We start from the raw sequence: 14,849 nt of genomic DNA on the forward strand, positions 1-14,849 counted from the left end.
TGCAATTGGACATGATGGTTTATCTTTATACCACAAAGTGTCTATCGAATCGTGAGGGAATTTTTTCATAATGCTAAACGCCTGCTTTTGCTTTCGGTCCCCATTATGTTGGGTAGTGCTGGACAGAATGTCATAGCATTGACAGACAGTTTGTTTTTGTATCGATATGACGAAAATGATTTTGCGGCAGTTGGTTTTGTTAGTGTCTTTTATTTGGTTATAGCTGCAATTTCTTATGGATTTGCGAAAGGCGGTCAGATTTTAATTGCTAGAAAATATGGAGAGCGGTCCAATGATTTTGTCAAAAAGTATTTTTACGCAATTGTATTTTTTGAATTCGTGATTGGTCTTCTGATGTTTTTTATATTAAGATTTTTTAGTGAACCCATTTTACGTTTATTTCTAGATTCTGAAGTCATTTTAGCAAAGTCTTTGGCATTCCTGCATTATAGAATTTATGGTATCATGTTTTCGTATGTTGGCTTAGCCTTGGTTTCATTATACATGGGAATCAGTAAGCCTAAGATTATTTTACTGGATACTGTTTTCCTTGGACTTATGAATTTAATCTTATGTTATGCATTAGTCTATGGACATTTCGGTTTACCAGAAATGGGAATAGCTGGGGCAGGTCTTGCCAGCGCATTGGCAGAAATTGCGGCGTTTGTTTTTTTTGTAGTGTATATGTTATTTGACAAAGAATTAAAACAATTCGAATTATTAAAAATTCCTCACATCGAATTCTCTTGGATTAAAACCATATATAGTGTCAGCATCCCCATTCTTATACAATCCGTTATTGCTATTGGAAGTTGGTTTGTATTCTTTAGTTTTATCGAAAAACTTGGAGAGCGGGCATTGGCAATTTCAAATTTGCTAAGAGTCGTTTATTTGATTTTTTCAATACCGTGTTGGGGATTTGCGGCAGCTATTAATACTATGGTAAGTAAAACAATCGGGCGGGGTAAAGAACAGCGGGTTCTTAAACAGGTGTACCATTCATCTTTTATTTCATTCATAACATCGGCTATATTGACATTTCCTTTTTTGATTTTTTCTCACCACATCCTGTATCCTTTTTTAGGAGGTGAAGATGTTATGATATTTAATGCTACAATTCCCTATTTTAGATTACTCTACATCATATTGCTGATGTATTCGGTTTCAACCATTTTTTTTAATGCCGTAATTGGAACCGGGGAAACCATCAAGGGATTAAACATTCAGGTGCTCAGTTCTATCTTTTACTTAGGGATCACTTATATAGCCATTAGATATCCTGAAAGTATGGGCTTGAGTTGGGCTTGGGGTTCTGAAATCGTCTATTGGGGTATCCAATGTTCCCTTTCATGGTGGGTTTTGAAGTCAGGAAAGTGGTATTTTATAAAATTTTAATCGATCCTGATATTTTTTCTAATAGGGGATAAGTAGCTGATATTAGCTTATTAAAATAGTAATTATATTTATATATGATTGATTATCAATGAGTCACCATTGAAGTATATTCTTATATTTAGATTTTTTATATAAATCTTTTCTCTATTTTTGCACCCTTATGAGATTGAAAAACCTCGAAATTAAAGGATTTAAAAGTTTTGCTGACGATACAGTAATTCATTTCAATGAAGCTGTAACGGGTATTGTTGGACCTAATGGTTCCGGTAAATCCAATATAGTAGATGCCATTCGTTGGGTTTTGGGTGAACAAAAAGGCCGTGAGTTGCGTCTGGAGCACATGGTTGATGTTATATTTAATGGTACTAAAAAACGAAAAGAAGCTCCACTTGCTCAGGTAACCCTGACTTTTGAAAATACAAAAAATCTCTTGCCTCTGGATTATCACAATATCTCTATTTCAAGGTTATTGTACAGAAGCGGAGAAAGTGAATACAGGCTAAATAATGTTACCTGCAGGTTGAAAGATATCACATCCTTATTTCTAGATACTGGTGTGGGGTCTGATTCGTATGCCATTATCGCTCTTGGGATGGTTGAGGATATTTTATCCAATAAGGAAAATGCCAGACGGAAGATGTTTGAGCAAGCAGCAGGGATATCAAAATACAAAGCAAGAAAGCGGGAATCCATTAATAAGCTAAAGGCTACCAATGAAGATTTAGCTAGAATTGAAGATCTATTATTTGAAATTAATAATAATTTAGTCGAATTAGAGAAGCAAGCCAAGCGCACGAAGAAGTATTTCGAGATGCGTGACAAGTACAAATCTACTGGGTTGTTATTAGCACATATTTCAGTACAACGATTAAAAGAAAAAATCCAAGGTCTAAATACCCAGATTGAAGCAGAAATAATTAAAGTACAGGATCAGGAAGTATTATTACACCAATCTGAAGCGGATCATGAGAAGTTTAAAAAATCTCACCTCGATCAGGAAAAAAACCTGGGAGATTTCCAAAGAAAGGTTAATGAAATATTAGATAGTATTCGCTTAACAGAAAGCGAGATCCAAATCAAAGAACAGAAAAAATTGCTCATCAAAAATCAGCAAGAACATGTTTTAAAATCTTCAATGGATGCTAAATCAAAAATTGAAGTTTTAAAACAAGATATCCTTCTGATTGAGACAGAAATTGCAAAAACAACACTTGAAGTAGATAAAGTAAATGCATATTCTTCCGGATTAGGACTCGAATATACTGAAATTCAATCGAGGTATGATGGATTGAAAATTGGAGTTGACCAATATTATGCCCAAAAGCAACAATTGGAAAAACAAGTATTCGATCTTGAAAAAGAGATCGCCATCCAACTTAATCAATATGAAAATTTTGATGCTGACACCAACAGAAATAAGGATGAATTGGAGCAAAGAACCAATGAGTTTAAATCCATACAGCAAGAAATTGACGATTCAAATAAACGTATTCAGGATATACAAGTTGTCATAGCAGACATTTCTAAAGCTGAGGAAGAGCGACAAGCTACCTTAGTTACCTTGCGTTCTCAAATTGATACGCAGACCCAAAAAATTGGTGAAATCAACAGACGTAAAGACGCTAAGAAAAACGAATATGAATTATTAAAATCAATGGTTGAAAAAATGGAGGGTTTCCCGGAATCCATTCGTTTTTTGAATCAGAATTGGCGGAAAGATGTCCCTGTATTAACAGATCTGATTTATACAGATGAGAAATATAGATCGGCGATAGAGCTGTACTTGGAATCTACACTCAATTATTACGTAGTGCATTCTGAATCAGAAGCGGTTCATGCGATCAGACTGTTGTTTAGCAATGCAAAAGGAAAAGCGAACTTCTTTATTCTCGACAAGTTTAAAAATGAAATAACTGAACCTGTCGTTATTCCCGGATGTATTTCAGCTTATTCTTTAATTGAGGTCGATTCGATTTATAAACCTTTGTTGAATTACCTGCTCAAGGATGTTTATATTCAGGAACACGATAGTCAATTAGAAGACGTAATAAAATTCCCGGATGAAGTTTCTGTCATTAGTTTAAGCGGATCCATAGTTAAACAAAAAAACACAATTTCAGGAGGTTCGGTTGGCTTGTTCGAAGGCAAAAAATTGGGTCGTAAGAAGCACCTTGAAAAATTAGAACAAGATATTAAGGTTTTAGAATCTGAAGTGTTGGATATGGATAGGGCATTGACCTATTTAAAGAATGAACAAAAGAAATTTGATCTCATTAATAAGCAACAGGAACTGGTTGCTGCTCGTAAGCAGGAGTCAGAATATTTACAACGATTAGCTCAGATTTCTACGAAACAACAACACTTTAATGAATTAAAGGAACGAATTGAATTAAGGATTCAGGATAATACTGAAAAGCAAATTACACTAAGAAAAAATCAGGAAGAAAAGTCCATTGATTTGTCTAAAGCGAAATCATCCTATCAAGAATTAATAAATAGTATTAGTCAATCTGATCAAGTATTTGATAAAGTATCACTTGAATTGTCCCAAAGTGCAGCCGCATTTAATCAATCTAAATTGGAAGTTATGAAGTGGCAAAACACACTGGATAATATAACCAAAGATCTGGAATACAAAACCAGACAGATTGATGAATCAAGTCGTCAATTGGATCATGATTTAAAAAATTTAAATAATCAGGAATCGGAATTGGTACAATTGGATTTGGATTTAATGGAGTTGAAAAAAAATCTTGAAGATCGATTTGAATTCAAGAAAAATATGGAGGCAGACCTTTCCAGTTTGGAACAAGAATATTATACCATACGAAATACTATTTCTGAATACGAAGGTAAAATTCGTACAGCTCAAAGAAACATCAGTGATATTCAGTCTATGACGAATTCACTAAAGGATCAGCGCTCAGAATTCAATTATAGAATTCAATCTAGTTATGAGAAAGCCATGATTGAATTTAATACCAATATTGATGATTTTGTTCCTGATCAGGAGACTGAAGGCATGGAGGAAGAGCAATTGAGAGATCGTGCGATGTATTATAAAGTACGACTTGACAATTATGGTGAAATAAATCCATTGGCATTAGAAGCCTATGAAGAAATGAAGACGCGGTTTGATAAAATTCAAGAACAACGTCTCGATATACAAACTGCTCAAGTTAGTTTATTAGAAACCATTAAAGAAATTGAAGAAACTGCGACAGCTAATTTCTTAATGGCATTTAATCAGGTCAGGGTTCATTTTCAAGATGTTTTCAGATCTTTATTTACAAGTGATGATGATTGTGATTTAATCTTGTTGGATGAGAATGATCCTTTAGAATGTGATATTGATATTGTGGCCAAGCCTAAGGGTAAACGACCAAAATCCATCCACCAATTATCTGGAGGGGAGAAGACTTTGACTGCGATTGCACTATTGTTTTCATTGTACTTATTAAAGCCGGCACCATTTTGTATTTTTGATGAAGTAGATGCACCGCTGGATGATATTAATATTGAAAAATTCAACACCATTATCCGTAAATTTTCTTCTGACTCTCAATTTATTATCATTACTCATAATAAATTAACCATGGCTGAAGTAGATGTATTGTATGGTGTTTACATGGAACAGCAGGGTATTTCTAATGTGGCTGCTGTGGATTTTAGGAAGTATGAACATGATGTCGTACTTTCTGGAATGGAGAATTAATTCGTATCAAAAGCAAAACAAAATACTTATTGGATTAATTTAATAGGAATTGTTAATTGGTTACTATAAAGTGTTATAGATATCTCAAGAAACTATAAAATGATAAAAAATCGTATATGTGTAGTAGTTGTTTTAATTATTTGCATGTTTAAGTGTAGAGTGGATGATTCAGGTAATCAAATATGTGGAAACACATCATTTTTTCCTGTGTTTTCTGATTACACATCAACTGACATCTTAGGAATACAAACTGGATTATATGACTCAACTGATTGGGTTAATGATACAAATTGGTTAATATGTGAAGAAAATTTATTTCCACAATTTCAAAATTTGACAAAAGGGTTTGAAAAATACTCAAATATTCAAATTTCTCCAGCATTTCCAAATCCAACAAATTCATCAATAATATTTAACTATTCAAAAGAATCTGATGTGCGATTTAGCTTTAGGATTGTTAATAAGAATTTGAAAATTATTAGATCATTAGACTCTATCTATAATAATTCTGTTTTAATAAATGTAAAAGATGTTGTTTCGGCATCAGATAAAATAGTAAGAATATATTATTTTTTTGAACGAAATGACAGTTGTTTGTATAAAGGACATGGAGATCTCAAAATTAATTAAATTACGCTATAACACAATCTTAAACAACAGTGAGTGAAATTTTTTCCCTAATGTTTAAAGTTAAATTACATAATTGACGTGATAACTTTGCTAAAAGAGATTCAGGCATGACTTTCGCTTAAATATTATTAACTTTTAGTCAGAAAGGATATTCCGGTAATGCGGTAATAAAGTCAAAACTTTGTGTTTCAAATCGAATAGCTGCTGCATAGGTATAGAGCCCATTGGTAATGCATAGATAGGGCGCTTTTAGAATCATGTTATATCTTGCAGCCTGATCAAAGGTAGATTGACCAAAATCGACCATAGGAGCTTTACATTCGATAAGGATATGTGGTTCAGCAGATTTGTTATAAACCACTAAATCAAATCTGCGTTTCATTTGATTATAGATCAGTTGTTTTTCTACTGCAATTCGGGCCAGACTATAATTTAACTCTTGATTGAGGTATAAAATAAAAACTTGTCTGACGATTTCTTCCGGATTTTCATGTATCCATTTACGCCGAATGGGATCAAATATTTGTTGTTGACTATTTCTCTTTAATACTGGGATAAATTTGTTGAAATCAATGTTAAGCCCGTTCATGTATTTTTATTTCATGGAATAGTTTTGAAGTGGACCGGAATAAGGAGTTGGTGTTGCGAGGCCAATAATTTTTATATTGCATAAATAGATGACTGTCAAAATGGATGATTTCAAATCCGGCATATTCGAGGCATTTAATCAGATGCCATTGCCATTCTATTTGCTGCAAAGACAAGTTATGGTGAACCAACAATTGATCAATGATCCAAATGGATTTGTGAGTGCCTTTATGCATAAGTAATTCACTAAATTTCTCTATTGAGTTATGGCCATCCATATGCATTAGATTCCAATCTAAACCGGTCAGAGGTAGAATAATGGATTCCATTTGTTTTGGCAAAAAACTTAAACATAGTTGGTTAGAATTAATCCAGATTCTGATGTGATTAACATTAGATAATATAAAACTTGACAGTGCAAAAATGTGTTTATTCATTTCAGAAGGATGCAATTCTGTCAATAGGTTTTTTAATTTGATCGGAGGTGCTTGACTGATTGCGATATTGAAATGTGCTTTAGCAGACAATCCTTCATTTATGGTAATATAATGGTAGCTGGATTTTTCTAATTTTTGTTCATAAAGTTCGTCTTCTTTATGACTTAAGTTCCAAACTTCATCCCAACCTACATGATTAAGTTGTGGGAAATATTCCTGATGTTGATGTTCTAAAATAATAATTGGAAAGAGTGTGGCAAGCGTTGGTAAGGAATGATAATATTCTTGTAATGAACTTGAATTGACTCGATTATTTTTAACCGATTCATATAAATTTGGATTCGATTGTGTTAGAGTTTGTATAGCCTCAAATTGTTTTTGTTCATATAAAGATTGTATATAAGTTGGTAAATGATTTTTAAATTTTTTGATATGTTCTTTTATTCGATTTGTATGATCATTGAGGTATATAGAATCATGAATAAAGCTAGAACTTATACCTTGATTGTAATAAAAAAGATCCAGTTGAAGTCCCCATGAAGAATAGGGTGTTTGTCGTAATTGATCTAGAATATTTTTTTCAATTTCATTAAAAGACTGATAGTGCTGCTTCCAATTAAAATAGACTTCAAAGTAAGTTTTTGAATTTAATATTTCTTTTGCATTAGAAATTGTAAATTTGATATCTTTTATATACTCGTGGATCGTTGTACTCTTCAGTGCAATAGGCTGTAAAAGTATCGAAATATTATTGATGTCTTTCAGCCAGTCATTTACCTCGGATAAGATCAATTCAAACGATCTCTTATGAGTTTGAGAAAGTAGTTGACTTGGATTAATGTTTAGTTGTAATGAAAGCGTATGTTGATAAATGATTTGTTGAATTTGGGATAAGTTTAATTCTTCTATGGTTTGCATCCATGATAAATCAGCAAGTTGATGTTGTTGAGGGATGAATTCCAGAATTTTATTTTTAAATTTTGTTAAAGTATAATCATATTTTATTTTTAAAGCTGCGTCATATTTAACTTTTTGATTTATTTTAATTTGGACCAATGTATCATATAGTGGTAACAAATGATCTTGAATATGACTTAAAGTACTCAATGTCCATTCATCTAAAAATAATTCTAAATGAGATAAAATGGCTTCTCCGGTTTTAATCCATGAATCTATAAAATGGGTAATGTAAGTCCAGGCTTCTTCTGGTAAAAAGAGTTCAAATAATTTGTCATTGAGATGATTTAAAGGATGATTCAACGGTAAATTTCCTTGATGAATGGAAGTTGCAGATTCGATACCTTTTTTTAATCGCAAATATTGATGGTGGCTGATCAATTCATTTGAAAATAAGCGAAAGTTGATTTGGGTGGTATTAAGTTTAATCCATCGACACAGTTGCTCTATGTAGTTTTCATGAGATGGATTGGTTTTATGATAGATATTTTCATAAATTTTAGCTAAGTGATGATATTGAATGGCAATTTGATCAAGAATTTCATGAGTAGGGTCAATATCGAGTTTACCGGCAATCGTTTTAGGGGAAAATTCGATTAAGTGTTTTTCAATTTCTGAACGAGAATGCTTAAAAAACAGACTTAAATGGTTAATATTGAATTGATCTAAGAGTTCTTTAATTAATGTTACATCTTCTGCACTATCTACAAGTATCAGTGTTTTTCTGGAGGTTATAAGATTTCGGATAAGTTTATTGTGCAGCCATATTTTTTTTGCATTAGCATTGAGTGGTCTGATGTGGATATGAGACTCCGTTTCTGAAATCAACATGGACTGAGCCACATCATCTGGCATAGGGTATAAATAAAGAAATAGATCTTGACGCATCGGCAAAGGTCATATTAAAGATACAAATATATATAAATATTTTATATATGTATGTTATTTTAATAAAATTTTTATTTCTTTTGGGGAATTATTTATGGTTAACTGATCTTTTGAGGCCTTTTCCTTGAAAAGTGCAGTTTTATACCTGTTTTGAATTCAATCTTTCCCATTTATTCTATTGTATTTACTATGAGTCCCTTTTAACTTTCGGAGTAAGAACACATTTTTGGCTGAATTTGTAGATATCTTGAAAAATGCCTACCATACAGTAATTAGAAATTCAAATTAAATTCGAAGAGATATTGTTGAATTGATTCATCATGAGGAAACTTACTAAGTCAAAAGAGATTGGTTTTTTAATTTTAAACAGTACAAAAAATATTTTAAGCGGTTCTCTTTAATTCTAAAACCGTAATTTCTGGCCAGATTCCAACCCGACCTGCAAAAGCAAGAAATCCAAATCCACGATTAATGTATATAGATCGTTCAAATTCTGTTTTTAAACCAGCCCAATGCGCATATCTGAATTGTACTGGACTCCATTTGAATCCTGGAATTTCAACTCCCATTTGGGCGCCGTGAGTATGTCCGGATAAAGTTAAATTGATTTTGTTGGGATGTTGCTTTACTTCCTGCTCCCAATGTGAAGGATCATGTGACAATAAAATTTTAAAATCTGTAGCATTGAGTCCGTTTAATGATTTTTCCAAATTTCCTCTTTTGCCGAAGCCAACTCCCCAGTTTTCTACACCAAGTAAATAGATCTTCTCACCATTTTTTTCAATTGTAATATGTTCATCCAACAAGAGTGAAAAACCCATTTTAGAATGTTGTTTTTTTAATAAATTCAAATTAGCTACTTTTTCAGCATCATTGGGCCAAGAGATGTAATCTCCATAATCATGATTTCCTAGGATAGAATACTTTCCATGTGGTGCTTCAATTTTAGAAAAAAGATCAAGATAAGGCTCGATTTCTGTTGCTACATTGTTGACTAGATCGCCTGTGAAAACAAATAAATCAGATTGTTGTCCCTTTGCCAATTCAACACCTTTTTTTACACTTTCTATATCATCAAAACTACCCGAATGAATGTCTGATATTTGTGTAATGGTAAATCCTTCAAATGTTTCCGGCAAATTGTCGAAATATAAAATTTGTCTGTGAACTTTATAATTGTATTTACCTTTGGTGACGCCATATAAAAAAGCTACAAATGGCACACTGGCAATCCCTAAAGCAACTTGACTAAAGAATAATCTTCTTGATGGTAAAAATGGTGAATCGGAATGATTTGTAGAAGAAAATTGTGATACTGTGCCCTGGATTAATCTAAAGAGGTCTTCAGAAAATAATATAATAATGAAAAATATTTTCGTTACAAAAAGGGTGACAAACATGTTTAATGCCCACTTCGATATAGCACTCATTGAATGCGTTTGGCGAAATTGGTACATTCCATATAACAAGATAATAAAACTTCCCCAAGTAATAAACCAATATGAGTACTGGATAAATAGCGCCCAGGATGAGTTATTTAAACTGGTTGTAAGAACCTTAATTCCTTGCAAGGCATAAACATCTATAAGTATTAAAACAATAATAAGTAGGAAGAAAAAAATCATATGAACCTTGTATTAGTGTAGGAATATACGATAAACTAATTTTAGGTGTTTAAGGTTCAATTTTGTGGAAGCAAAAATAATTTAAATAGATCTTAAAGAATTTATTTTAAATATATAAGATTGAAATTGAAGATCTATAAATCTTTATCTTTTTTGAAAATTAGGGCAAAAAAAAATCTTAATACGATTTGAAACAAACCGTATTAAGATTAAAAATTGGATTGAAATTACTTAGCTTTAGGCGCAGCAGCTTTAGAGTCAGTTACAACAGGTTTAGTTGTTGGTTTTACTGCTTTTTTTGTTGTTTTTGGAGCAGCACATGCTGATGTACATGCATGACCTTTTTCTCCATGAGCGTATACGTGAGTTCCTGTTTTGCAAGCAGCAGTACAAACGTGTTCAACTGGTTTAGCAACTTCTTTATCTGCAGGTGTTGCAGTTGTCGCTTTAGTAGTTGTCGCTTTAGTAGTTGTCGCAGGAGCTGTAGTAGCTGCTGGAGTTTGTGCTTGAACTGCAGCAAAAAAACAAAAAGCGCTTAATAATAAAAAAAACTTTTTCATTGAATTAAATTTATGTGATTAAAAAAAATGTTTCCGTTGAAAGATCCAAAATACCAATAATACAGCAAAGTTACTAGGATCTCTATTATATATCAAAATACTTAAATTGGTTATCATTAAAATTAGGTTAAAATCTATTTTCTATTAACAAATTATTTGATTTTTGATTAATGTTTAATGTGTTGAGTAATACAATAGACCAAAATTAAATATGTACTAATAAGTTTTTTTGTTATAATTAATAAATAAAAGAACGTAGGTTGTCTAGAAGTAGTATAATTAGTTACTTAATATAAGGTTAATGATTCCAAATGTATTCTTTTTTGTTCATTAGTAAGGCCTCACCGGTAAAGGTTTTTTCACCGTTCCGGACGTCAAAAATAGCACAATCGTAGAGAATACGGTTCTTTTCAGGAAATATTTCTTTTACTGTAATTATGGCTTCATAATCAATATCGACAAACATGGGTTTGAGCCATTGCATGGTTTGTTTCATATAAATATGACCATCTGCCTTCCAAAGGGCACCAAATATCTTAGTAAATACACTGCCTCCTAAAAAGCCGTGAATTATATTGCGACCAAATGGGCTCTGGGCACCTGCTATGGGATCAATGTGTAATGGATTGATATCACCGGTAACTTGGGCAAATAGATTTACTTGTTCCTGGGTAAATTTGAATTGATGCTTGAATTGGTCTCCTAACTGAATCATGATAAGCTTATTTTATCAGTAAATGGGTCTTTTTTTTCCTTTTGTCGTATATTTGCGCCACAAAATATAAATTTTTGTTGAATTCGCCTGAATTCAATCATTTCATGTCAATTTTTTCAAATAAAATATTTTTAATGGATAGTAATAATTCAAATTTTTTTCAACAATGGTTTGATAACCAGATGGAATGGAGTAAAAAAATGTTTAACAATAATGAAACCAAAGAAGGTCAGCCTAAGTCTAATACAGATGATTGGATCAATAAATGGCAAGATTGGACCAACAGCGATTTTTCTTCCTGGACTAATCTAATGAAAGGGAATCCATACCATTCTCTGATGGACCAACATCCATTATCCCATATGGGAGACTTATCATCTAAAATGAAGGAGGGTTTGAACCAGTGGGGAACATTTACTAAACAGTATTTTGATGCTATGAATATCCAGGATCAGGATTGGTATAAACAGTTCCAAAATATGACTTCCGCCGAGTCTTTTAAAGGAATGGGTAGTTTAAAGGAGAGTTTTGGTAAATTTTTTGAATTGTGGAGTCCAATGATAAAAAGCATTCAAAATAATACATTTTCGATGGATCATTTTGCAAGAATGTTTGATGCTGAAAAATTCAAAAGTTTTATTGATAGTAGTTTTAAATTTTTACCGGACGAGGCAAAAAAACTTATGGATCAAATGAGTCAAGGATTTCTACAAGGAATGAAGCAAATGAGTGAAATGAATCTGAATCCTTCCAATGGTTTAAATTTTAAAATGCCCAATATGTCTGGTTCAGGAATGCCAAATGCAACGCATATCTGGGATATGTATAATACTTGGAGAAATTCAATGAATGAACAAATATTGCCATTGACAAAACTTATGCAAGGCAACGCTTCTGTTGAAAAGGCTAAGATTTGGAGTGATATTATTGATATGTCTGTGGAGCATAATTTGAAAAGCACTCAAATGCAAATGATGACTTACAAAGCAAGTGCACAAGCCATGGAACGTGTAGCTAAACATGTTGCAGAAAAAGTTCAAAAAGGAGAGAAGGTTGAAAGTATGGTAGGATTGTATCAGTACTATTTAATGTCCGGAGATACCGTGTTTACAGAATTATTTGAAAGTGATGAATACAGTAAGATTATGACAGAAGTCAGCAGTCTGAAACAAAGAATCAAAGCGGCCGTTGATATCGAAATGGAAAAAACTTTTTTTGTTAATATGCCAGTTGCCACCCGAACAGAAATGGATGAGGTGTACAAAACTATTTATGAATTAAAAAAGACAGTAAGAAATTTAGAACGCGCACTATCCGAAAAGAATACTCCACCAAATAACGAAATTAAAAAGGAAGAAAAACAAATTCAAGTTGAGGTAAAGTCTCCGATTACACCATCGGAAATTAAAAAACCTCAAGCCAGTAAATCAAATTCTAAATCTCCTTCAAAACGGAAAAAATAAATAGGATTTAAAGGTGATGCTCAACTTTAATTCTTAAACCCAATAAATTAACCATTTAATTCAAAATATATGATCAATTCAAATAGCGTTTTTAATGAAATGATAACGGTCAATGATAAATTCAGAAAAGTATATCAGACACTTAAAAACATTGATGCTGTTGAAGTAGCCACAACACCAAAAGAATTGGTGTGGCAATGTGATAAAGTGAAAATGTTTCACTACATTAGAGAAACACCAGCTACATGTAAAATTCCTGTATTGGTTTCTTTTGCATTAATGAATAGACATGATGTCTTAGATCTACAACCAGATCGTTCATTGATGAAAAAATTACTCGATGAAGGTCTTGATATTTACATCATGGATTGGGGATATCCCACCAGAGCAGACCGTTATTTAACGATCGAAGATTATATTTTGGGTTATATGAATGATGCTGTTGATTTTATTAGAGCTAAACATAAGGTCCCAAAAATTAATAAAATGGGTATATGTCAAAGTGGTTTATTTAGTATGGTTTACGCATCAATATTTCCAGAGAAATTACAAAGTTTGGTAACTTATGTAGCTCCATTTGATTTTACAGATACCAATTGTAACATGCTGTATAAATGGTCTAAATATATTGATGTAGATACCATGGTAGATACGCAGGGTATTATTAGGGCTGATGTTATGAATAGTGCCTTTGGAATGCTTAAACCAAGTATGGACATAGCCAAATATTTTGGTGTAATGGATATGATGGAGGATCAGGATAAACTGATCAATTTCTTAAGAATGGAGAAATGGAAGAATGATTGCCCTGACCTAAGCGGGGAAATGTATAGAAAATACATTAAAGATTTTTTCCGAGATAATAAACTTATAAAAGGAACCTTCGAATTGGACGGTAAAGTTGTCAATCTTAAGAATATGACTGTGCCTTATTTGAATGTATATGCAACAGAAGACAATATCATTCCAAATAAATCTACAATTGCTATTATGGATCATTTGACAGGATCTAAAGATAAACAATTATATGCATTTCCAGGTGGACATATTGGTGTTTTTGTAGGTGCTAAATCACAGAAGGAATTGGCCCCAAAAGTAGCTCAATGGGTATCTGAACGATCATAAAGGATCGATTCTATAGAATATAAAGGAATTCATTCTATTATTTTAGTAACGATTCACTGAAGTAATTGACTTGTCTATCATGGTTTTATAACCCAAGTAAATCAGTTTGATCAAATTGTAATTTATTAGAATAATCTAATATTTTAATACGTTAAATACTAAATGAAAATGATGTTAAGAAATACTTATATAGGATTGTTTTTTTTGGTTATATGTTATTCCGGTTTTGGACAAAGTGAGTCATCTTTTATTAAGTTTAAAATTAAAAATGCAGGTCTATATACCAATGGATATTTTTCCCAATATAACTTTGATTTGTATTACAATAAGGCCAATCCGCAACAAAGTAAATTCAATGGAACACTGCGTGCATCAAGTATAAATACTGGAGTAACCATGCGTGATAATCACTTGCGATCAAAGGAATATTTTAATGTTTTAGAATTTCCTGAGATCATTTTTATTTCTAGTAATATAAATGTGATTTCTTCAAATGAATTGAATGTATCAGGAACTCTTAATATTAAAGGCATTTCAAAAAAGGTAAACTTTAATGTTAAAGTATCCAGTGGTATTAATAAAGATGTGTTGAATGCTACATTGGTATTGAATCGATTGGATTTTGGAATTGGTAAGAGTAGTTGGACTTTATCTGATGTAGTTAGTTTGAATTTGAGGTATACTCAAGAAAATAAATAATAATATCTTAATTCTTTTAGTTATATTTACATTAAGGACTGTACTTTATGGT

At 32.1% G+C, this 14,849-nt stretch carries 11 protein-coding genes; 6 read left to right on the forward strand and 5 right to left on the reverse strand.

The features are described 5' to 3' along the window. Window positions 1–51: 51 nt before the first annotated feature. The 3 genes from IPK88_12035 (at window position 52) to IPK88_12045 (ending at window position 5,740) form a co-directional block, all read left to right on the forward strand. Window positions 52–1,395 carry an MATE family efflux transporter gene (locus IPK88_12035; GenBank protein MBK8244147.1) on the forward strand — a complete coding sequence of 448 codons (1,344 nt, stop codon included), beginning with the start codon at window positions 52–54 and terminating at the stop codon, window positions 1,393–1,395. Between the two features lie 160 nt (window positions 1,396–1,555). Beyond that, window positions 1,556–5,110: a chromosome segregation protein SMC gene (gene smc / locus IPK88_12040; protein ID MBK8244148.1), complete on the forward strand. Its 3,555-nt coding sequence runs from the start codon at window positions 1,556–1,558 to the stop codon at window positions 5,108–5,110. Window positions 5,111–5,254: 144 nt separating this feature from the next. After that, complete coding sequence (locus tag IPK88_12045) at window positions 5,255–5,740, forward strand: hypothetical protein (GenBank protein ID MBK8244149.1); 486 nt, start codon at window positions 5,255–5,257, stop codon at window positions 5,738–5,740. A 139-nt stretch (window positions 5,741–5,879) separates the two neighbouring features. On the opposite strand, the gene IPK88_12050 is transcribed toward IPK88_12045, so the two are convergent. From IPK88_12050 to IPK88_12070, 5 genes are all read right to left on the reverse strand, one after another. Continuing rightward, complete coding sequence (locus IPK88_12050) at window positions 5,880–6,329, reverse strand: type I restriction enzyme HsdR N-terminal domain-containing protein (protein MBK8244150.1); 450 nt, start codon at window positions 6,327–6,329, stop codon at window positions 5,880–5,882. Continuing rightward, complete coding sequence (locus IPK88_12055; protein ID MBK8244151.1) at window positions 6,316–8,610, reverse strand: hypothetical protein; 2,295 nt, start codon at window positions 8,608–8,610, stop codon at window positions 6,316–6,318. The genes IPK88_12050 and IPK88_12055 overlap by 14 nt, the downstream gene beginning before the upstream one ends. A gap of 383 nt (window positions 8,611–8,993) precedes the next feature. Continuing rightward, window positions 8,994–10,235, reverse strand: coding sequence for a metallophosphoesterase (locus tag IPK88_12060; GenBank protein MBK8244152.1), 1,242 nt, complete (start codon window positions 10,233–10,235; stop codon window positions 8,994–8,996). Between the two features lie 227 nt (window positions 10,236–10,462). Further along, the gene (locus IPK88_12065) at window positions 10,463–10,795 is read right to left on the reverse strand and encodes a hypothetical protein (GenBank protein ID MBK8244153.1); all 333 of its coding nucleotides are present in this window, start codon (window positions 10,793–10,795) and stop codon (window positions 10,463–10,465) included. A gap of 298 nt (window positions 10,796–11,093) precedes the next feature. Then, complete coding sequence (locus IPK88_12070; protein ID MBK8244154.1) at window positions 11,094–11,510, reverse strand: MaoC family dehydratase; 417 nt, start codon at window positions 11,508–11,510, stop codon at window positions 11,094–11,096. Between the two features lie 134 nt (window positions 11,511–11,644). On the opposite strand from IPK88_12070, the gene IPK88_12075 reads away from it, so the two are divergent. The 3 genes from IPK88_12075 (at window position 11,645) to IPK88_12085 (ending at window position 14,797) form a co-directional block, all read left to right on the forward strand. Further along, the gene (locus IPK88_12075) at window positions 11,645–12,973 is read left to right on the forward strand and encodes a hypothetical protein (GenBank protein ID MBK8244155.1); all 1,329 of its coding nucleotides are present in this window, start codon (window positions 11,645–11,647) and stop codon (window positions 12,971–12,973) included. Between the two features lie 69 nt (window positions 12,974–13,042). Beyond that, the gene (gene phaC, locus IPK88_12080; GenBank protein ID MBK8244156.1) at window positions 13,043–14,098 is read left to right on the forward strand and encodes a class III poly(R)-hydroxyalkanoic acid synthase subunit PhaC; all 1,056 of its coding nucleotides are present in this window, start codon (window positions 13,043–13,045) and stop codon (window positions 14,096–14,098) included. A gap of 171 nt (window positions 14,099–14,269) precedes the next feature. Beyond that, window positions 14,270–14,797: a YceI family protein gene (locus IPK88_12085; protein MBK8244157.1), complete on the forward strand. Its 528-nt coding sequence runs from the start codon at window positions 14,270–14,272 to the stop codon at window positions 14,795–14,797. Window positions 14,798–14,849: the final 52 nt, after the last annotated feature.

It is taken from the genome of Candidatus Defluviibacterium haderslevense, assembly GCA_016712225.1.
In the GTDB taxonomy this organism is placed as follows: domain Bacteria; phylum Bacteroidota; class Bacteroidia; order Chitinophagales; family Saprospiraceae; genus Vicinibacter; species Vicinibacter haderslevensis.

Bases quoted from the DNA above. Each gene is read 5' to 3' on its own strand.
- smc (MBK8244148.1), top strand. From the start codon at position 1,556: ATGAGATTGAAAAACCTCGAAATTAAAGGATTTAAAAGTTTTGCTGAC.
- IPK88_12045 (MBK8244149.1), top strand. From the start codon at position 5,255: ATGTTTAAGTGTAGAGTGGATGATTCAGGTAATCAAATATGTGGAAAC.
- IPK88_12050 (MBK8244150.1), bottom strand. From the start codon at position 6,329: ATGAACGGGCTTAACATTGATTTCAACAAATTTATCCCAGTATTAAAG.
- IPK88_12055 (MBK8244151.1), bottom strand. From the start codon at position 8,610: ATGCGTCAAGATCTATTTCTTTATTTATACCCTATGCCAGATGATGTG.
- IPK88_12060 (MBK8244152.1), bottom strand. From the start codon at position 10,235: ATGATTTTTTTCTTCCTACTTATTATTGTTTTAATACTTATAGATGTT.
- IPK88_12065 (MBK8244153.1), bottom strand. From the start codon at position 10,795: ATGAAAAAGTTTTTTTTATTATTAAGCGCTTTTTGTTTTTTTGCTGCA.
- IPK88_12070 (MBK8244154.1), bottom strand. From the start codon at position 11,510: ATGATTCAGTTAGGAGACCAATTCAAGCATCAATTCAAATTTACCCAG.
- IPK88_12075 (MBK8244155.1), top strand. From the start codon at position 11,645: ATGGATAGTAATAATTCAAATTTTTTTCAACAATGGTTTGATAACCAG.
- phaC (MBK8244156.1), top strand. From the start codon at position 13,043: ATGATCAATTCAAATAGCGTTTTTAATGAAATGATAACGGTCAATGAT.
- IPK88_12085 (MBK8244157.1), top strand. From the start codon at position 14,270: ATGTTAAGAAATACTTATATAGGATTGTTTTTTTTGGTTATATGTTAT.